Source organism: Myxococcales bacterium (genome assembly GCA_022184915.1).
Lineage (GTDB): Bacteria > Myxococcota_A > Polyangia > Fen-1088 > Fen-1088 > JAGTJU01.
Map to the genome: position 1 here is coordinate 56,123 of JAGTJU010000001.1, position 17,634 is coordinate 73,756.

General features: G+C 66.3%; 22 protein-coding genes. 6 read left to right on the forward strand and 16 right to left on the reverse strand.

Features of this window, described 5'->3' with window-relative positions; translation table 11 throughout:
• Positions 1–21: 21 nt before the first annotated feature.
• A complete protein-coding gene (locus KA712_00225) occupies positions 22–1,272 on the reverse strand; it encodes a DUF3040 domain-containing protein (protein MCG5051363.1) in 1,251 nt (416 codons plus the stop codon).
• Between the two features lie 78 nt (positions 1,273–1,350).
• Entirely contained in the window at positions 1,351–2,841 is a 1,491-nt protein-coding gene (locus KA712_00230; GenBank protein ID MCG5051364.1) for a hypothetical protein, read from the reverse strand.
• Positions 2,842–3,000: 159 nt separating this feature from the next.
• On the opposite strand from KA712_00230, the gene KA712_00235 reads away from it, so the two are divergent.
• From KA712_00235 to KA712_00260, 6 genes are all read left to right on the forward strand, one after another.
• Positions 3,001–3,246 carry a type II toxin-antitoxin system prevent-host-death family antitoxin gene (locus KA712_00235; GenBank protein MCG5051365.1) on the forward strand — a complete coding sequence of 82 codons (246 nt, stop codon included), beginning with the start codon at positions 3,001–3,003 and terminating at the stop codon, positions 3,244–3,246.
• Positions 3,246–3,632, forward strand: coding sequence for a type II toxin-antitoxin system VapC family toxin (locus KA712_00240; GenBank protein ID MCG5051366.1), 387 nt, complete (start codon positions 3,246–3,248; stop codon positions 3,630–3,632). Before KA712_00235 ends, KA712_00240 begins: the two co-directional genes overlap by 1 nt.
• Before the next feature lie 111 nt (positions 3,633–3,743).
• Complete coding sequence (locus KA712_00245) at positions 3,744–4,325, forward strand: RNA polymerase sigma factor (protein MCG5051367.1); 582 nt, start codon at positions 3,744–3,746, stop codon at positions 4,323–4,325.
• Positions 4,318–5,136 carry a FecR family protein gene (locus KA712_00250; protein MCG5051368.1) on the forward strand — a complete coding sequence of 273 codons (819 nt, stop codon included), beginning with the start codon at positions 4,318–4,320 and terminating at the stop codon, positions 5,134–5,136. Before KA712_00245 ends, KA712_00250 begins: the two co-directional genes overlap by 8 nt.
• Positions 5,039–5,413: a hypothetical protein gene (locus KA712_00255; GenBank protein MCG5051369.1), complete on the forward strand. Its 375-nt coding sequence runs from the start codon at positions 5,039–5,041 to the stop codon at positions 5,411–5,413. The genes KA712_00250 and KA712_00255 overlap by 98 nt, the downstream gene beginning before the upstream one ends.
• Positions 5,410–6,309 carry a hypothetical protein gene (locus KA712_00260; GenBank protein MCG5051370.1) on the forward strand — a complete coding sequence of 300 codons (900 nt, stop codon included), beginning with the start codon at positions 5,410–5,412 and terminating at the stop codon, positions 6,307–6,309. Before KA712_00255 ends, KA712_00260 begins: the two co-directional genes overlap by 4 nt.
• Positions 6,310–6,319: 10 nt before the next feature.
• Here the strand turns inward: KA712_00260 and KA712_00265 are convergent, their stop codons facing one another.
• From KA712_00265 to KA712_00330, 14 genes are all read right to left on the reverse strand, one after another.
• Positions 6,320–7,363, reverse strand: coding sequence for a hypothetical protein (locus KA712_00265; GenBank protein ID MCG5051371.1), 1,044 nt, complete (start codon positions 7,361–7,363; stop codon positions 6,320–6,322).
• A 261-nt stretch (positions 7,364–7,624) separates the two neighbouring features.
• The gene (locus KA712_00270; GenBank protein MCG5051372.1) at positions 7,625–8,287 is read right to left on the reverse strand and encodes a M15 family metallopeptidase; all 663 of its coding nucleotides are present in this window, start codon (positions 8,285–8,287) and stop codon (positions 7,625–7,627) included.
• Between the two features lie 107 nt (positions 8,288–8,394).
• Positions 8,395–9,135 carry a DUF4846 domain-containing protein gene (locus tag KA712_00275; protein ID MCG5051373.1) on the reverse strand — a complete coding sequence of 247 codons (741 nt, stop codon included), beginning with the start codon at positions 9,133–9,135 and terminating at the stop codon, positions 8,395–8,397.
• A gap of 180 nt (positions 9,136–9,315) precedes the next feature.
• The gene (locus KA712_00280; protein MCG5051374.1) at positions 9,316–10,566 is read right to left on the reverse strand and encodes a hypothetical protein; all 1,251 of its coding nucleotides are present in this window, start codon (positions 10,564–10,566) and stop codon (positions 9,316–9,318) included.
• Positions 10,508–10,936 (reverse strand): hypothetical protein, encoded by a 429-nt coding sequence (locus KA712_00285; GenBank protein MCG5051375.1) that lies wholly within the window; start codon positions 10,934–10,936, stop codon positions 10,508–10,510. The genes KA712_00280 and KA712_00285 overlap by 59 nt, the downstream gene beginning before the upstream one ends.
• Positions 10,881–11,918 (reverse strand): putative metal-binding motif-containing protein, encoded by a 1,038-nt coding sequence (locus KA712_00290; protein MCG5051376.1) that lies wholly within the window; start codon positions 11,916–11,918, stop codon positions 10,881–10,883. Before KA712_00290 ends, KA712_00285 begins: the two co-directional genes overlap by 56 nt.
• The gene (locus tag KA712_00295) at positions 11,869–13,146 is read right to left on the reverse strand and encodes a hypothetical protein (protein MCG5051377.1); all 1,278 of its coding nucleotides are present in this window, start codon (positions 13,144–13,146) and stop codon (positions 11,869–11,871) included. The genes KA712_00290 and KA712_00295 overlap by 50 nt, the downstream gene beginning before the upstream one ends.
• A complete protein-coding gene (locus tag KA712_00300) occupies positions 13,127–13,624 on the reverse strand; it encodes a hypothetical protein (GenBank protein MCG5051378.1) in 498 nt (165 codons plus the stop codon). The genes KA712_00295 and KA712_00300 overlap by 20 nt, the downstream gene beginning before the upstream one ends.
• Positions 13,554–14,483 (reverse strand): hypothetical protein, encoded by a 930-nt coding sequence (locus tag KA712_00305; protein ID MCG5051379.1) that lies wholly within the window; start codon positions 14,481–14,483, stop codon positions 13,554–13,556. Before KA712_00305 ends, KA712_00300 begins: the two co-directional genes overlap by 71 nt.
• Positions 14,484–14,689: 206 nt before the next feature.
• Positions 14,690–16,036, reverse strand: a complete 1,347-nt coding sequence (locus KA712_00310) for a hypothetical protein (GenBank protein MCG5051380.1) — start codon at positions 16,034–16,036, stop codon at positions 14,690–14,692.
• Complete coding sequence (locus KA712_00315) at positions 16,033–16,392, reverse strand: hypothetical protein (GenBank protein ID MCG5051381.1); 360 nt, start codon at positions 16,390–16,392, stop codon at positions 16,033–16,035. Before KA712_00315 ends, KA712_00310 begins: the two co-directional genes overlap by 4 nt.
• Before the next feature lie 306 nt (positions 16,393–16,698).
• Positions 16,699–16,980: an RMD1 family protein gene (locus KA712_00320; GenBank protein MCG5051382.1), complete on the reverse strand. Its 282-nt coding sequence runs from the start codon at positions 16,978–16,980 to the stop codon at positions 16,699–16,701.
• A 4-nt stretch (positions 16,981–16,984) separates the two neighbouring features.
• Complete coding sequence (locus KA712_00325) at positions 16,985–17,113, reverse strand: hypothetical protein (GenBank protein ID MCG5051383.1); 129 nt, start codon at positions 17,111–17,113, stop codon at positions 16,985–16,987.
• On the reverse strand, positions 17,082–17,429 hold the full coding sequence (locus KA712_00330; GenBank protein ID MCG5051384.1) for an RMD1 family protein: 348 nt from the start codon (positions 17,427–17,429) through the stop codon (positions 17,082–17,084). Before KA712_00330 ends, KA712_00325 begins: the two co-directional genes overlap by 32 nt.
• Positions 17,430–17,634: the final 205 nt, after the last annotated feature.

Sequence of the window (17,634 nt, forward strand, 5' to 3'; positions counted from 1 at the left end):
TCGTGGTAGCGACCTCGTGGTTCAGAAGAGCGGATTCAAGACGCTATCATCCAGGCTGCGGGCGCGGTGGCGATCCGCATCGAGGATGATCGCCATGATGAGCGCAGCGACCTGCAGGGCCGTGTTCTCATCCACACGTGTCGATAGCGCCACTCTTCCGGTCTCCGTGAGATCGACGATCGCGATCGGCTGTCCGCCTTGATCGATGCGAAAGCCGGCGGTGGTCTCCCACCAGTATCCGTTCTGGGCCGACGCCCGGTACGGGCGTGCGCGCAGAAGCTCCTGGCCGACGTCGAGCAGTACGAACCCCGGGTCGTCTGCGTGTGCACGCGCGATCTGGAGGGGAGAGCCGTCAGGCGCTTGCAAGTCGCACGAGAAACCGCCCGCGCTGATGCTTGGCGTGAAGGTGGTTGCGGTGTCTGTTGTCAGTTGAACGGGACCGATGGCCGCGCGCGCTTCGGTCCCCCAGCGCACGTTCCCCTCCTCGCTGGTCCAGTCACGGCAGCGAGCCGGCATCGAGGAGCCCGAACTCCGCAACCCGAAAGTGAAAACGTGCTCGAGCGTCTTGCGATAGCGCGTGCGATGCGCCTCTAGCTTGGTGTGGCGCAAACCCCGATCGAGTTCCCGGGTGGAAAACGCGCCAAACCGCAGCTGCGCACCCAGGCCCAGGCGGCCCCGGACCTTGAAGACCACCGAGGTGGGAACCATCTCCGGCGGCAACGGAAACGGCTTGTCTGCGCACTGGCGATCGCCATCGCCGCACGGCACATCCTGTAGCGCGATCGGACGCCCCGGATTGCGGCGGTTCCAGGGGTCGATGAGCCCCAGCAGAGCGCGCCGTGGCGGTGCCATCCAGTAGGCCGCAAGCCCGCCGACGACCGCCAGCCCCAACCCGCTGCCTATCAGCGGCCACGTGACGGGCGTGGTGCGTGCAAAGCAAGCGCTCCGACAGTCGTCGGGCGGCTCGTGCAGGCTCATCACCCCGAGCACGACCATTGTCATCCCACCGACGATGCTCACCATTCCCACCGTACCCGCGCGCCTGCGGCGGCGCTCGAGATCGTTGGCGCGTGCCGCGAGTTCTGGGTCTTCTGACACCAACGGCCGCAGCTCGGAAAGATCATTTACGTAGACGGGGGTCAGGGGGGCATGGACGGGGGTTTCGCCCTGAGCCACCGGGGGTGTGTGGGCACGAACCTGCGGCACCGCCGTGACGATCGCGATGACAAAGGCGATGGCTTGCCGTGCCGGAGGGAAGGGACGAAGCCGCATGCTGTCGAAAAAGTAACACAATGCCCGCTGCGGCGATGACCCGTTTTTGGGGGAGGCTTTAGGGAGCCCCCCGGCTGGTCAGGGGACTGGGAGCCCAGCGAGTTGCGCCGACTCCGTGTTGGGATAGCCGAGATCGAACCCGTGGTAGGCGCAGAAGGGCGGACATCCGGGCCCGCCTTGGACGCAGAGCCCTTTGGTGTCCGAAAGCATAGCGAAGCAGTCTCCCGTGTTGAAATTCAAGCGTATACCGGACGCTTCGGGACGAATCTCGATGCGACCCGATAGGCGAGAGCCCAGCCATTCTTCTGCGCGGCGGCACTCGAGCTCCCCGCCTGCGTCGTCGAGCCTGCAAATAGAGCCTTGTCCGAACAGCACTTCGTCAACCTCTTGAGGCGAGTGGAACACGAGACGAGTCGGAAAGCGCCACGGCTCGTCGACCTTCTCTACGTTGACTTCGCCAACGTAGACCCCCTCCGGAACGTCGAGTTCTACCGCCTGTCCAGGGTTGGGTGAAAGACGATAGTTGAGGGCCTGGATCTGGGGAAACGTATAGGTTGCCGGCGCGACGACCCCCGAGAGAATGGACCACTTTCGATCCTCGACGGCGTAGGTGTACTTTGTCGCTCCCGATTCACCCCAGGTGTCTCGAGTGACCTGAGCCAGGCCATCGATGAACGCTGCCAACCCGAACACGCTGCCGCTCGTTTCCTGAACGTCCAAGCACAAGGGAGCGACTCCTCGATACGAAAGACCTGCGACGATGAGGTTTTTGCGATCGGTGTGACTGACCTCGCCGAGTGGTCTGTAACAGAGGCATGGCTCGGGCTGTCTCACGTTCTCTCGCCGCGCTTTTGCCCTTTCCCAAGCGTCGGCCAAAGGCTCTCCGAACGCGCGCGCGAACTGTTCCTCGAACGCGTGGCCGGCGGCATCGTACCTGATGCTCGTGAAGTTTCTCAGGACAGCATCGAGACCCTTCTGTGCGATCACGTATCTGATCAAGGCTTCGGAGGCTCGATAGTAGACCTCCACGGCGACGTCTCTCTGGAAAAAGACGTCTGTCGAGGACGCACTTGCCAATGCCGTAGGAGCTTCGAGGTTTCCACATGACGACAGCGCCTGTGCCACGCCCTCCGAAACAATGCGGTGGGGAACTCCCAACCCTACCAGGTACGCATGAATCAATTCGTGCTCGTGGATCACACGACCCGAGTACACCCCGCCTGAAACAAGGTTCGCGCACCCAGCTGCCGTGCGAAGGAGACAAAGCTCTGAGGCGAGCTGTTCATCCCAATGAACGAAATGGTTGTAGCGAATCTTTTTGGGAAGGACGACTCTCTCACCGAAAGCCCGTGCCGCGGCGGCGTAGTGAGACTCCAGGGCCGCCTGAATTTCGGCAGGGTCGTGCTGCGTGGATTCCGAGTGGTAGACGAAGTGCTCCGACTCGAACAGGAGCGGCGGCAGGTCAGGGCCACCTTCACAGCCCACAAGACCCACAAGGCCAAGCCACACGAAAACGAAAACCCATGCGCCTCTCCGGCGGCCGCAGCTTCCGTTGCCCTCCTTTGACATTCCGCTCCTCGCGTACACGAAGATGACATATAGCGCAACAAGGGCGAGCGCCTCTGGCGGGGACGTGCCTTGCAAAGCAACGCCCCGCGGCCGTTGCACCTCCGGCAGAGGACTCTCAATGAGGTTGACTAGTCAGGTTGTACAAGCCAAGCTTTCGCTGTGAAGCAGATTAACGTTTACGAGGCGCGAGGTCGTTTCTCGCAGCTCATCGAGCAGGCGGAAGCGGGTGAGGAGATCGTCATCGCGCGAAACGGTAAGCCCGTCGTGCGTCTCGTTCCGGTGCGGCAGCCTGAGCGTACGCTCGGGCGCTGGGCCGGTATGGCTCCGTCCCTGTCCAGCGAAGAGTGGGCTGACGCGGACCGCGCGGTGGCAGCCTTCTTTGCGGAATCTCTAGAGCGGCGCTGATGCGCTTTCTGCTTGATACGGTGGCGCTTTACCGCGCCGCCACGGCGCCCCACACGCTTTCAGCGGACGTCAGCGCCGTGCTTACGGACAACGCCCACGAGCTTTTCGTCTCAACCGTTTCCGCTTGGGAGATGGCCATCAAGACGTCGATCGGCAAACTGGCCTTGCCTTGCCAGGTGGAAGAATTCTTCGCACAGGCTGCCCGCGATCTGCTTGCCGAGACCCTTCCGCTCGACCTGCGCTTCATCGCCAAAGTGGCGACCTTGCCGCATCATCATGGCGACCCTTTCGACCGCATGATCATCGCGCAGGCGTTGGTGCAAGGGTACACCGTGATCTCGAGCGACGAGCAGTTTGCCTCCTACGGTGTAAGGGTCCTTTGGTAACCATCCCGGCGCCGCTCGTCTTCGGGGTAGGAGCATTGCGTAGTTAGCGAAGACGAAAAAAGGCGGATCGCGGTGAGCCATTCGAAGAGAAACTCCCACCTAGAGTTTCGGATGGCCTTTTCTCCTCCACGCTTCGGTCTCGCCGCGCCCTCGAAAGGGCTGGTGGGCGCGTCCTCGGAGACGGCGGCGCAAGACGCAACCAACAGCGTCTTCGCCCGTCAGGTCTACGATCGTTACGCCCCCTACGTGGCCGCCGTGGCCATGAAGCTCATGGGACGCGACGGCGATGTCGAGGACGTCGTTCAGGACGTGTTCGTCTCGGCGCTGCCCGGCCTGGCCTCCGTTCGCGACCGCGAGGCGATCAAGGGCTGGCTGTCCACGATCACCGTTCGCCTGTGCACGCTCAAGCTTCGGAGAAGGCGCCTGATGCGCTGGCTGCGCCTCGATCGCCTCGAGGAGCCTCCCGCACTCGTCGATCCGTCTCTCAACGGCGAGGAGCGGGCCACCCTCGCCAATGTGTACCGGGAGCTCGACCGCATGCCCACCAGCGACCGGGTGGCCTGGGTGCTTCGGCACATCGAGGATCACTCGGCGCTCGAGGTCGCGCAGCTGTGTGGTTGTTCCTTGGCCACCGCCAAGCGCCGCATCAGCCGCGCCGATGCGCTGGTGAGAAAGGTCATTGCCGATGATTGACCTCGGAGGCGGCATGCCACGACTGCCCAGGCTCGAAACGAACTGGTCGCCGGACCGTCACCGCCGCACGCAGGATCGTGTTTGGGGGGTTCTTGCACGAAAGCACAAGCGTCGCCGCACCCTGCGCCTGACTGTGATGGCCGCGGTGCCCGCCCTGGCCGCCTTTTTCGTTTGGTGGTCTTGGCACCCGCATGAGACGGCGGTGCTGCGGCCCGCCCCGCCAACGCCTCCCGCGGCGGTGGCAAGCGTCGCGGCACGCCCCTCCGTCACCTTCACGGAAGGTGCGACGGCGACGATCTTGCGTCCCGACACGTCGCTGGCCGTGGAGCCCCTTGGCGAGAGGGGCGTTCGGGTCGCGTTGAATAGAGGGAAGGCCTCCTTTGCAGTGGCGCCCCGACCTTTGGCAGGCTTCTCCGTGCGGACCGAGCATGTGTTCGTCGAAGTGCTCGCCGCCCAGTTCACGGTAGAAATCCGAGGGCGCCAGACCTGGGTTCGATGTGAAGAAGGCCAAGTGGACGTGACCTGGCCCGGTGGCAGCCGCACCCTGGCGGCCGGGGAGGCGGAGGCGTTTTCTCCCGCGCCGGTGCACCCCAGGGTGGCCCTTCCGCCGAAGCCACGAACCCGGCCCGCCGCCGCTGCGCCGGCAGCCGAGCCTCGCCTGCCCTCTGCGCCCCTCGCCCCCCCCCGCCATCTCCCTTACACCAACCGCCCCCGTGGGACTTGCGGCCTTGATGGAGGCTGCAGACGAGGCGCGACGACGGGGAGACGCGCGCAGAGCCGTGGCACTGCTCGAAGACGCCCTCGCCGCTGAACCACGTCACGCCCTCGCGGCCGCAGCGGCGCTCGTGAAAGGCCGGGTTTGGCTCGATGACCTGCACGACCCCGCAGCGGCTCAGCGAGCCTTCGCGTGGGTGCGTGCCCATGCCCAGCGAAACCCCCTGGCCGAAGACGCCTTGGCGCTGGAGGCGGTGGCCGCGGCTCGCCGTGGGTGGCGCGAGGAAGCCCAGCGCCTTGCCACCGATTACGAGCAGCGCTACCCGCAAGGTGTGCACAGGGCGCGCCTGCGCAGCCTTACGGCCAGTCCATGACCTTCGTCGAAATCGTCTTGCTGGGCTTTGGCCTTGATGCCGCGGCTGGCACGCAAGCGGCCACACTCGAACTGCGCGGCTGCCGCACTCCCGGACACGAAACGGTGACACAGCTCGTGGCACAAGAGGCCCAGGCGCGCCGCTTGCCCCCCGAGGCTGTCAGCTTCACGGTGACCTGCGGCGATACCGTGCGCCTCGACGCGTACCGGCCGCGTGACGGCGCCCGCGCCTCCCGCGAGGTCGATTTGCATGGCCTCGACGAGGCGGCGCACCCCCGGGTGCTCGCGCTTTCGGCCACAGAAATGCTGGAAGCGCTCGCCCTGCCCGCACCGGTGGCCGTACAGACGACGCCAGCGCCCGCGCGCGTTCGCGCAGCGTGGCGCGTGGCCGCGACCAGCGGCCTGGAGCACCTGGGAGGCGCTTTGGGCTGGATTCAAGCCTTCGGGGGCGAGCTCACGTACCAGCGCGAGGGCCGCTCCCTTGGCTGGGAGGCGCTGGGCGCGCTCACCGGCCACGCGAGCAGCCGGGAGATCAAACGAGGCGAGGGGCACGCCCGCGGCCTGCGCTGGGACACCTGGCTGATGCTGAGGCGGCGCTGGTCCCACGGGGCCTGGCTGGCGGGCGCCGGAGCGCGCCTGGCGGCCACACATTTCGAGGGCGAAGCCGCCCTCGCGGGCGACGTGGGGCGTTCCTTCTGGAGCACAGGAGGCGGCCCCTTGCTGGGCCTCGGCGCCGAATGGCTCTTTCGGCAAGGGATGTTTGTGCAGCTTCGCTACGAGCTCGGCCACAACCTCGTCGGTAGCGCCGGGCTCGACGAGGAGGGGCGGGACCTGGCGATGGAAGGCTTGTGGCACGGGCCCCGCCTCTCGGTGGGTTGGGCGCCCGCGCGTCGCTGAGGCCGCGGCCTCAAGGGCAAAGGTTCGGCGCCGTGGGCGTCGCGAGGTCCATGAAGCTGACCTCAGCGCTTTCTTCGGACCCCTGAAGGTCCAGACCGGCCCAGCACCAGACCCGTCCTGCCCTGTCGAGCGCACAGTCGTTCCATCCCAGTGCCAGCGCCGCGGCGCTCACCCCGGGAACCTCGGCGGGTGCAGACGGGCGGACCTCCTTCGAACAGATGACGCCGCCACTGGCCTTGACGACGCAAACCTGACCGCCCGGCCCGACCTCCACGGCCGCGTTGTCGGTACCGAAAGCCGACACGGTCTCCGGGTGCCCCCCACCATTGGGCAAGGCCACTTCACCAGTGGGCAAAAGCAGCGCCCAGCGGGACGCGCGTGCCGAAACGGCTGCCACCGCCTCGGGAAAACCCGTGAGCGTTTCAGGCGCAGGACCGCCAAAGCGCGTCCAAACGCCTTCCCGGCTAAGCGCGACGACGCTCTGCTCACTGTCCCAGAAGACCTGGACCACGTCGGTGGCCAGCGGCAAGGGATCCCAAAAGGGGCCCCCCCAACAAGTGAGGGTGCCTGCAGACAGGGCGCAGATCCCTGCCCCCAAGGCCAGGTCGCCGCCCGCGAGCCCGAGCGGCAGAGGCTGGTCGCGTAGCATCGAACGGCCCTCCCGATCTGTGAAGCGAAGGACTCCCCAGCACTGCGCCTGCTTTCCGGGGGCGCGAAAAACGGCGCAAAACAGCGAATCGCTGCCGAGGACACGGGCCACGTCCTCGAGTTCGGGCAAAAGCACGGGGTTGGCCAGCGAGCGGAACGAGGCCGGAGACAAATGCCCGCTGTCGCCGTCCCCCCAGCACAGCACACGGCCGTCGTCCCGCGCCGCGCACATGGCCACCCCGGCCGCGGCGAGCGACACCGCCCGGCCCGAACAAACCTCCGGGGGCGCCGCGTCCCCGGGCACGGAATCGTCGTCGGTGGGCCCAGGCTCGATGAGCTGTGCGTACCGGCCGCACCCCACCAAGAGCGTGAGCGAAACGAGCGCGCTGTTGGTCAGCGAAGTCATGGGGGCGACGGAAGCATGCCAGTTCATGCGAATTGTTCTTCTTCACCTCTCTGAGTGGGCCGCCCGAGAGTTTTGGCTCACGTCGAATCGAGGCGTGTTTCTTCACTCTCGCCAATCAAACAACCTTCACGCCCTTCATGGTGACCGCAAAGTGGCGCATCTGCGTTCGATGGGACGGCGGAGCTCACGACGTAGAGCTTCTGCATCATCACTGACAGGAGACCCATGGCCTCGATACGTTAGGCCCACGCGCGGGCGCTCCTAGCCGCCATCCGGCGCCCAGCACCGTGCGTCCAGCAACTCGGGCCGGTACTCGAAGTGAAAGGTGTCGTAGTGATACCAGCGGCCGCCCCAGATGAACCCTTCGGCCTCGAAGGCGTCCACGATCTCCTGGGGCAGCTGGTGCGACCAGGAGGTGCGGCGGGGGTGGTCCCACCGCCAGTAGTGGCCCTGGGACGGATCGAGATCGAGGGCGATGCCGTAAGCGTGAGCGCTGGGGCGTTCGGTGCCGGCGACGTTGCGCGGGTTGTAGACGCCACCGAAGCGGCGCAACCAGCGGGCCAGCTCGGGACGCTGGGCAACCGCGGAGGCGAGGCGGCGCTCGACTCTTGCGAGCGGGCCGCCGAGCGCGCGGTGAACGGTGAGCCCAGTTCCGAGAAAGGGGATGCGAACCCGATCCCCTCGCGCGGGCGGCAAGCCATAAAGTGACTTCAGGAAGCTTTCCGAGCGAAAGCGTCCCGGGTCGTGCTGGGCGCGGTTCTCAATCTTTGTGGGACCGGTCTCGTAGCGTGGCACGAAGGTGTCTTCGAGATCGGCCCCGGCGAGTCTCTCCTCGAACGACTTGACCTTGCCGTCATCGAACGGAACGGAGGCGCCGTCCGAGAGTTTTGCGTACCAGGTCTGCCCCTCCCGGGCGATCTGCAGAGGGTAGTGGTGTTCCAAACAACTGAGGCCTGCCGGGGGGGACTGGGTTGAGCGAGGCGCTGGGCTCGCCAGCGCGAACGCCAGCGATAGGGCTCCAGGCAGCGCCCTCACCGTTTGAGCCTCGCCGCTTCACACCTGCGCGCTGGAAATCTGTGCAAAGAGCCTGCTGGGAAGATCCACTCCGGCGTGGTGAGCGCCGCCGTGGCCGAGCCACGGTACCAGGCATCGCTCTCACCCGGGCTTGCCAGGATGTGAATCTGTTGGGCGGGCATGTAGCTTTGGGCCAGCAAGTACACCCGATGTCCGTGCGCGTTGGCGGCCACGTCCATCACCACCACGGCGTGTCCAGGGAAGCCACCCTTGATGATCACGTCACCAGGCTCGATCACGTCCTGCCGAGATAGCTTGCGAAGCTCTCTGTGCAGCGAATACGAGCCCGCATACGTGAAGACGAGATTCAGATACTTGCGAAAGCCCGCGTAGCTCGAGTCCGGGCGAGCCTCCGGAACGAACGCAAGGCTCCGCCCCTGCTTTTGGGGTCTGAGCCCGGCGGCCCAGTCGAGCCAGACCGCATCCGTACCGTCCGTGAACCGGAAACAGATCTCGTTCGGGCGTCCCGTCGCAAGAAGGTATTCGGCTCGCAGGCGCATGATGGCGTCGGCGCACTGCTGCAGGTCTCGGGTCCCCACATCCACGTCCAAGACCGCCGCCTGGGCGCCTTGGTTGCCCTTCAAACGCCCGTTGAAGAGCTTCACCTCCGGTCGGCCCGGGAGCAGCGGCAAGTTTCGGAGCCAGGCCCCGAAGCTGTCCTCTGCAACGGGGACCCGGATGTACCCTTTTGGGGGCACGAAGCGTTGTGAGACCGTTTCGGCGCTCCCTTGCGTCTGCCACGGGTGAGCGTGCTCTTGTGCGAGAGCAACACGCCCGAACAATATGCCCGAGAGGGCGAAGACACCAAGCGCCGAAATCTTCACAATCTCTTGACCATGCCACGGGGGCAGGACCACGCCCAGCCCCCCGCGGGATCGTCAGACGGGAAGAGGCGCACAGGGCTCGCCGGGTTCGTCGACCTTGCCGTTTTTGTCGTTGTCTATTTGGTCCGTCTCGCACGAGGAGACGGGCGGCGCGCAGGGCTCGCCGGGCTCGTCGATTTTGCCGTTTTTGTCGTTGTCTATTTGGTCCGTCTCGCACGAGGAGACGGGGGGGCCGCAGGACTCGTCGGCTTCGTCGACGATGCCATCGCGGTCGTTGTCGAAGCCGTCTTTGTAGCAGGGCAAGGGTGGTGCACAGGGCTCACCGGGCTCGTCGATCTTGCCGTTGTTGTCATTGTCGATCTGGTCCTTGTCACAGGAGGTGAGCGGAGGGCCGCAGGGCTCACCTGGTTCGTCGACCTTGCCGTTTTGGTCGTTGTCGATCTGATCTTTGTCGCAAGAGGAAACCGGAGGCCCGCAGGGCTCGTCGGCTTCGTCGACGATGCCGTCGCGGTCGTTGTCGAAGCCGTCTTTGTAGCAGGGCAGGGGCGGGCCGCAGGGCTCACCTGGTTCGTCGACCTTGCCGTTTTGGTCGTTGTCGATCTGATCTTTGTCGCAAGAGGAAACCGGAGGCCCGCAGGGCTCGTCGGCTTCGTCGACGATGCCGTCGCGGTCGTTGTCGAAGCCGTCTTTGTTGCAGGGCAGGGGCGGCGCGCAGGGCTCACCGGGTTCGTCGACCTTGCCGTTTTGGTCATTGTCGATCTGGTCCTTGTCACAAGAGGAGACGGGGGGCCCACAGGGCTCGTCGGCTTCGTCGACGATGCCGTCGCGGTCGTTGTCGATGCCGTCCTTGTAGCAGGGCAAGGGTGGTGCACAGGGCTCACCTGGTTCGTCGACCTTGCCGTTTTGGTCGTTGTCGATCTGGTCCTTGTCACACGCGGAGACGGGGGGCCCACAGGGCTCGTCGGCTTCGTCGACGGTGCCGTCGCGGTCGTTGTCGAAGCCGTCCTTGTAGCAGGGCAGGGGCGGCGCGCAGGGCTCACCGGGTTCGTCGACCTTGCCGTTGTTGTCGTTGTCGACCTGGTCCTTGTCGCAAGAGGAGACAGGGGGCCCGCAGGGCTCGTCGGCTTCGTCGACGATGCCATCGCGGTCGTTGTCGAAGCCGTCTTTGTTGCAGGGCAGGGGCGGCGCGCAGGGCTCACCGGGCTCGTCGACCTTGCCGTTGTTGTCGTTGTCGATCTGGTCCTTGTCACAAGAGGAGACGGGGGGGGGCGCAGGGCTCGTCGGCTTCGTCGACGGTGCCGTCACGGTCGTTGTCGAAGCCGTCTTTGTTGCAGGGCAAGGGTGGTGCACAAGGCTCACCGGGTTCGTCGACCTTGCCGTTGTTGTCGTTGTCGATCTGGTCCTTGTCACAAGAGGAGACGGGGGGACCACAGGGCTCGTCGGCTTCGTCGACGGTGCCGTCACGGTCGTTGTCGAAGCCGTCTTTGTTGCAGGGCAGGGGCGGCGCGCAGGGCTCACCGGGTTCGTCGACCTTGCCGTTCTTGTCATTGTCGACCTGATCTTTGTCACAGGTCATGGGGGGGCCGCAGGGCTCACCGGGCTCGTCGACCTTGCCGTTTTTATCGTTGTCGACCTGGTCTTTGTCGCAGGCAGGGGGGCGGTGCGCAGGGCTCACCGGGTTCGTCGACCTTGCCGTTTTTATCGTTGTCCACCTTGTCTGCGTCGCAGAAAGTGCAGGTCAGTCCGTTGTCGGCCTGGCCGTCGCAGTCGTCGTCCTGGCGGTTGCACACCTCTGGGTTGGGTCGGCAGCCCGTGGGGAAGTTGCACTTGCCGCCGTTGTTGGCAGACACCAGGCGATGCTCCTGCACCCGGGTCATCCGGGTCTCCTCGTCGAACATCGAGAAGCTGAGCCGGTCGGCCTTGCGGGTCACGTTCTCGAGGAGGTGCTCTTCGATCGCGCCGGTGTCCGGGTTGGGAAGGCGCGCGACGAGTGTATTCGCGCTCTTCATTTGCCAGGTGCCTTCGTTGTGCCAGCAGTAAGGGGCCGCCTTCGGGTCGTAGTTCAGCACGCCCTTGGGGGCCGACAACAGCACCACCACGCCGTCCTTGCGCAGCTCGAAGCCTTCCATGTCCAGCTGCTGGCAGTCCGTGAACTTCGTGGGATCGTCCGTCGCCCGTGGCTTTGCGCACTCGAAGTAAATGCCGATCAGGGGCAGAGCACACACGTCGTCCTCATCGACCTGCGCGTCGCAGTCGTTGTCGCGTGCGTCGCAAAGCTCGGGGCTCGCCGGCGCGGGCGTTCCGCTGCACAGGGTACGGTAGCCGTCGGGGCTGCAGACCAGTTTGGCTGAAGCCTGACAAACGCCGATGCCCACGGTGCACGAGCCCTCGAGGTTGAAGGTTTCGTCGATCTTGCCGTCGCAGTTGTCGTCCCGACCGTTGCAGAGCTCGCGGGCGTCGGAGAACACGTAGCGATCCGTGTCGTCACAGTCGCAGCTTCCCGTGTTGCTGCCGTCGCAGGCGGCGTAGCCGTCACCGTCGCAGTCGCCCCGGGCAATGCGGCCATCGCAGTTCTCGTCGATGTCGTTGCCGCAGATCTCCACCGCGTCAGGGTTGATCGCGCGGTTTGCGTCGTTGCAGTCTTCTCCCGGGCCCATGCCGGCCGAGAAACCGTCTCCATCGGTATCGATGCGCGATGGCGCCTTTTCCCCGCACGATGATGCGTGCGTACTCAGGCGGTGTGGTGAACTCGCCGTCGGAAGCCGTGGCGCGCACCTCGATGAGCCCCGCCTCGGTGGGCTTGATGACGATCTCGCTGCGGTCTGCGGTGCTTGTAGGGTCTGGCACCAGGGGGGCTCCCTGTCCGTCTTGTTCGGGCAGTGAAGCAAAGGAGAAGGTCAAGGGTTTGCCTTCGGGATCCCGCGCGCGCATCACGAGGCGCACCGAGTCTCCCAGGAGGATGTCAGCCACGGGGGGAGAGAGGAAGGCGTCCTCGGGGGGGCGGTTGACGTCGACGGGCAACGCCGCCACTTCGACCGAGCCCGGAAGGCCCCACTCTTTTCCGTCGAACGCGCGACAGGCCACGACATACTTGCCTTCACGGCCCAGCACCAAGCGGCCCGACTCGCCAGATCCCGAGACCAGGCCCGAGTCCACGAGCACGTCATCAGCCGCCGAGGCAGGATCCGCGCCAGGATTCAGCAAGCCCCAGTGCACGGTGAGCGCTTCGAGAGGGGTCTCACGGTCCGCGACCACCGCCTTGAGCCCCACGGTATCCCCCACGAGCCCGCTGTCCGCGCTGGCGAAGGGACGACATGCAGGGGGCGTATTCACGATCGGGGGCGCGGCCACGTCGATGGCGAACGACTGGCTGAGGGTATCTCCGCCCACCTCGGCGCTGAACACCACGACGTAGCGTCCGGGCTTTCCGGCCGAAAAGATGCGGGCCTGCGGCTCACCGGGCGCGTCTGCCAGGCTGGCGTCTCCCGCGTTCCACTGCGCCTTGGGCATGCCGTCCGCATTGACCACGGTGGCCGAGAGCTTCACGGCCTGTCCCACCAAGGTCGACACGAGCTCGAGCGGCTCGGCCACGATCGCGGGCTTCTGTCGCCCGTCTTCGGCGTCGAAGGTTCCGAGCAGCTGATCACAGTCTTCGTCGAACGTGGCGGCACGGGCGGAAGGCGTGCTGCCCGGTAGAGGGTAGGTCTGCACCAGCGACATGCCAAGGTCGTCGATGGCGGTGGGCTCGGTGGAGCGATCGTCGGGGAAATAGATCAAGTGCACGCGGGTGCCTACCGAAAGGCCCTCGCGCGGCACGTCGGTGAACAAGGCATGCGCCGTGGCGCCCGAGAGCCGCTTCCACACCTCACCCTCGTTCCCCCGCAAGCGCAGGATACGTACGGGACTCGATGACGTTGCCGAGCGCATCCACCACGGTGACGCGTGCAACACCCTCTTCGTTCACGAAGAGCGAGGCGGTCATGACCTTGCGATCGAGCAGCACGCGGGCGTCGTCATCGCCCTCGTGAAGTTCGTAGACGTACACCACACGCAAGGTGCCGCGGAACTGCCCTGTCGCAAGGAGGTCCGCCAGACTCACCGTCTTGACCGGCATGCCTTCGGCGTTCATCTCCAGGGCGCCCGGGACAAGCGCCTTCATCTCGTCGGAAAGGTTGTTGATGGCCGCCACGGGAAGCTCGGCGGTCGTGGCCTCGAGCACGCTGTGTGCGGACAAGCGCCCCTCACAGCGGGGCGGCGCCGGCATGACGCCCAGACTGGTGGCCACCGAAAGGCTACCTTCGGCGGCCATGTACATCGAGAAGTGAGAGGCCTTGGCGAACACCAGCTTGTTCTCGACGTCCACGCCCAGCACTTCCACGGGCCTCCCCCCAGCGCCCCGCGTGAGGGTTGTAGGTGAAGGCGCCCGTTTTTCCGGGGTTCATTTGCCCATCGAAGGGCAAGGCCACCGTGGCACGGCGTCGGAACACGGTACCCGACGGACCGAAGTCCACCACGGGCCCGGCGCCTCGATAGCCCACGCGCTGGGGGGCGCGGCTCACCTCGTTGACGGAGACGTTGGTATCGACCGAAACGGCCCCCACCGGCAGCGACACACCTGCCCGGCGCACCAGGCTGGTCTCGGATTGCACCACCACCTGGGTGGGCTCGGTGGGCGTCACCAGACGCGCTGCCCTTTGCAGGGGCGTAGCCACCGTGAGCGGATAGCTTTGGCGCACGAGCGTGTCGCCCACCTGCGCTTCCAGCACCACCGTATGCGCGCCTGCGGGCAGCGTGTTGGCCTCGGCGATCAAGCGCCGCTCGCGCACGAGCAGGCCGGGGGGCGCCTGGACGATGCGCCATTCCGTATCGCCCGCGCCGGAGTGCTTGGGCATGTATGAGTACTCTTCGTTCGACAGCACGAACGAAGGGGGCACCGAGAGCATCTGAGCTCTCCGTGCAGCCAACACCACCCCGCCCGTATCACCAAGCGCAGCGTCCCAGGGCGAAGGCGGGTTCATGGGGTCGGCGTCTTGTCCGGGCCCCGGTGGCACCACACTGGCGTCCAGGTCGGGCGGCAAGGGGGCGCCGTCCACCCCCACGGGAGGGCTCGAGGAGCCACATGCCGTCATGAGCGCGGCGAGAAGTAGCCGCGCGAGTTTCGTTGCCCCATACCCACCCTGTTGACCCTTCGTCCCTGCCGCAACTGACTGGCCGTCGCTCATGCGTGTGTCCCACCCTGTGAATGTTCGTCGTGAGCGCGTCGGGCGCGGGCTGGCGAGACGTACGGAAACCCGTGAGAGCGAAGCTTCGCTCCATCGTCTGCCAGGCCGAGCTCTTCGCAGCCCCCTTGCGATCGACGGGGGGCTCTAGCGTCTTGAGCTGCGCGGCTACACAAACGCCGGGGCGACCCGCAAATGAACCAGGCAGGTCATCGGCTCGTCGGGCTACTTGACGGGGAAGAAGGACTTGCGTTCTGCCCGGCGGCTTCGTGCTGCAGGCGGTAGAGGTTCACGAAGGACACAAGCACCAGGGCTGCCGTGGGCGTGACCTGTACCAACAAACGGTTGAGCAGCGTGCCGTTCCACGCAAAGAGGCGCACGCGTTCGGGACCCACCAGCAATGCCCCCAGGAGTACACCCACTTGCAAGCACCAAGCTGCCGCCAGGAAGCGGGCCTGGCGTCTTTGCAGGTTTGCAGGGTCGGGGCTCCCGAAGTGTGGCACGACCAGCAACAGGGCCGCGGCGGCTGCCGTGAGAGGCCACAGAAGGCCCCACGACAAAGGATCGAGCGCCTCCGCGATGAACGTGCGCGCCAGAGGAAAGGCGGCTGACGGCGTGAAGTACCCGAGCGAATGGTCGGCGTTCGAAAGTCCTCGCTGAGCGAGCGCAACACGCCAGGTGGCGAAGGTGGCAAGCGAAGCACCCAGCGCGGATAGGGCTGGGCCTCGCAGCCCGCGGGGGCCGAACATCCAGGCGGCGCAGGTTACCGCCACCACGTGGCCCGTACCTTCGTCTTTGAAACCGCAGAGCACGATCGCGAGCGCCGCGGGCACGAAGAAGGGAATCCGAGACCCCTCCTGCTCGCGCGCGAGCAAGGAGAGCGCGAGGGCGGCCGCCAAGAGGCCCACGGGCGCATCGGCGTAGACGAGCCGTGCGTGCACCAGGAACAACGGTGCAGCAAAGGCGAGCCCCAACGCACCGCACGCCAGCGCCGTCCAGCGCCTGCGCGGGTGTGGCTGCCACAGCCCCGAAGCGGCGAGCGTGAGGCCGAACGCCCCGAAGCAGAGCCACTTGCCGACACCGAAGGCGAGGGTCAGCGGCAGAAGCTGCGGCGAGGGGCTGAGCCAGCCGGGCAGCAGCGACCAGAGCAAAGGGTACCCCGCCGGGAACACCTCGTGCCCGGGCTCGAGCGCCGCCGCGGTCAGTGCACCGAAGCCCCCGCGCGCTTCGATCTGAGCCTTCGAGACCCACACGAACTCGTCCCAGGCGAGCGGCGTCAAGGGCCGAAGCTGGGCGAGTGCCCCGAGGGCCATGAAGCTCACCGCCACCCAACAGGTCTGCCGCGACAGCGCGGGTGCGCCTCGCGCGCGCGGGCGCGGTCCGAACGCGGGAGCCAGGACGCAGGCAAGCGCGATCGCCGCACCCCAGATCGAGCGCATGGATGTGAGGTAGAGCACAGCGATCCCCAAGAGGACCCAGGCGTAAGGTGCCTGCACACGTTCGAGCCGCACGACGCAGGAAGCCCGCGCACGTTTGGGGGTGTCGGCCTCGGTCATGGGCGTCGGCGTGCCGGCGGGAGGCTTGCGCGCGCGAGGGACGGGGGGGCCCCGCAGATGACCCTCTCGCCGCGCCGCTCGCAGGGGGCGCCCGAGAACGCGTTGGCCTCGAACACCGCCTTGCCACCCGCGGCGCGGTTCTTCGCATCACAGGCCAGGTACACGAGCTGGGCGAGCGGCTGGCACGCGGAGCATTCGTCCCGTTCTATGTCCACACACGCAAGGCCCTCACCCACCTCGGCGAAGGCCGCCATGCGGCTGCGCACCTGCGCGGCCGTGGCAGCGGCGTGAAAAGGGGAGTCGGCACGCACGAAGATCAGCAGCAGGATCCCCGGTACCCGCGGCACCGAGCGCACACGCGACCGCCGTGAGTAGGCGGACGGCGTGAACCCGAGGGGCCCTGGCGTCTCGAGTGAGGGCCTGATGTAGGCAGACGATGCAAAGCAGGGCCAGGAGTACTGTGCCTACACGCAGCCAGGCGGCGCTGGCTCCCGCCAACCGACATGTACGGTTCGCGCCATCGATCACGAACGCAGCGGGGTCTGACAGACAGTCGAATGCGAAGGCAGCCATGGCGTCCGAGGGTCGGACGATTGTATGCGCGCAATCACGACCGGCAATCCTGGTTTGCGGTCAGCGTCCGCGCCGCGAGCTTTGTGCCCTCAGCGCAGAAGGCCCGGCACGGTCATGGCGATCTCGAGCACGATCAAGATGACGATCGCCGCCTCGAGCCACACGAGGCGCCGATCACGAACCACATCGAGGATGAGCTCGAGGGCTTCCTGCACGCTGCGCAACCGCGTCTCGAGGGCGGCGAAGCGGGTGCCCAGCTCGAACTCGTCGCGCAGGTCGTCGTAGATGAGATCCATGGCGGGATCGTCCCACGTGGCGTCGGGCTTCTCGAGCAGATGCAGCACGGAGAGCACCACGTTGCGGGCGCTCACGGCCTCACCGATGAAGCGATGGAGCTGCCGCACGCCCGAGCGGCGCCGAGCCCGTTCGCCTCAGCTTCTCCACCAACTTGCCGGTTTCCTCGGACATGCGTTCAATCACGGCCTCGTAGTGGTCCATCGCCACGCTTTGCGCGAGGGTGAGCGCCACCACGCTGGCGCGCGCAAGGGGTGAGCGCATCGAGCACCAGCGCGCCCTCGTGCACGGCAAGCTCCGCGTCGGCCGCCTCGCGCACGTCGAAGGATTCCTCGGCCACCAAGGTCCCCGGCCCATCCAGGTGGCCTCGTACCCGCTCGAGGAAGGCGCTGCGTGAGGCAGCCGGCACGTTTTGAAAGGTCACCACGCCAAAGGGAAAAACGAAGGCCGTGCCCCCGTCCACCGTGACCGGCGCCACACCGGTGCCCTTGTGCGGTTGAGGCAAGAGGGTGGCGAGCGAGCGCATACGAAAGTTCTCCGCGAAGCCCACCGCGAAGAAGGTGTGCGCGTGGTCGGCAGCGGTGTGCCTTTGCCCCAGCGCCGCTAACGGGCGGGGCCGTCGTGGAGGGATCCAATGCGGCTGTGAACGGGGGCGCCGGTTCCGTGGCCATGACTCGAGTCTACCGCCGCCTGCCCGCTGGCGCTCGGCGGCTCTGCCGCGCTAACGTGAA

Coding starts and splice junctions, on each gene's coding strand:
- KA712_00225 (MCG5051363.1), bottom strand. CDS start 1,272: ATGCGGCTTCGTCCCTTCCCTCCGGCACGGCAAGCCATCGCCTTTGTC.
- KA712_00230 (MCG5051364.1), bottom strand. CDS start 2,841: ATGTCAAAGGAGGGCAACGGAAGCTGCGGCCGCCGGAGAGGCGCATGG.
- KA712_00240 (MCG5051366.1), top strand. CDS start 3,246: ATGCGCTTTCTGCTTGATACGGTGGCGCTTTACCGCGCCGCCACGGCG.
- KA712_00245 (MCG5051367.1), top strand. CDS start 3,744: ATGGCCTTTTCTCCTCCACGCTTCGGTCTCGCCGCGCCCTCGAAAGGG.
- KA712_00250 (MCG5051368.1), top strand. CDS start 4,318: ATGATTGACCTCGGAGGCGGCATGCCACGACTGCCCAGGCTCGAAACG.
- KA712_00260 (MCG5051370.1), top strand. CDS start 5,410: ATGACCTTCGTCGAAATCGTCTTGCTGGGCTTTGGCCTTGATGCCGCG.
- KA712_00265 (MCG5051371.1), bottom strand. CDS start 7,363: ATGACTTCGCTGACCAACAGCGCGCTCGTTTCGCTCACGCTCTTGGTG.
- KA712_00290 (MCG5051376.1), bottom strand. CDS start 11,918: ATGGGCCCGGGAGAAGACTGCAACGACGCAAACCGCGCGATCAACCCT.
- KA712_00305 (MCG5051379.1), bottom strand. CDS start 14,483: ATGAGCGACGGCCAGTCAGTTGCGGCAGGGACGAAGGGTCAACAGGGT.
- KA712_00310 (MCG5051380.1), bottom strand. CDS start 16,036: ATGACCGAGGCCGACACCCCCAAACGTGCGCGGGCTTCCTGCGTCGTG.
- KA712_00330 (MCG5051384.1), bottom strand. CDS start 17,429: ATGCGCTCGCTCGCCACCCTCTTGCCTCAACCGCACAAGGGCACCGGT.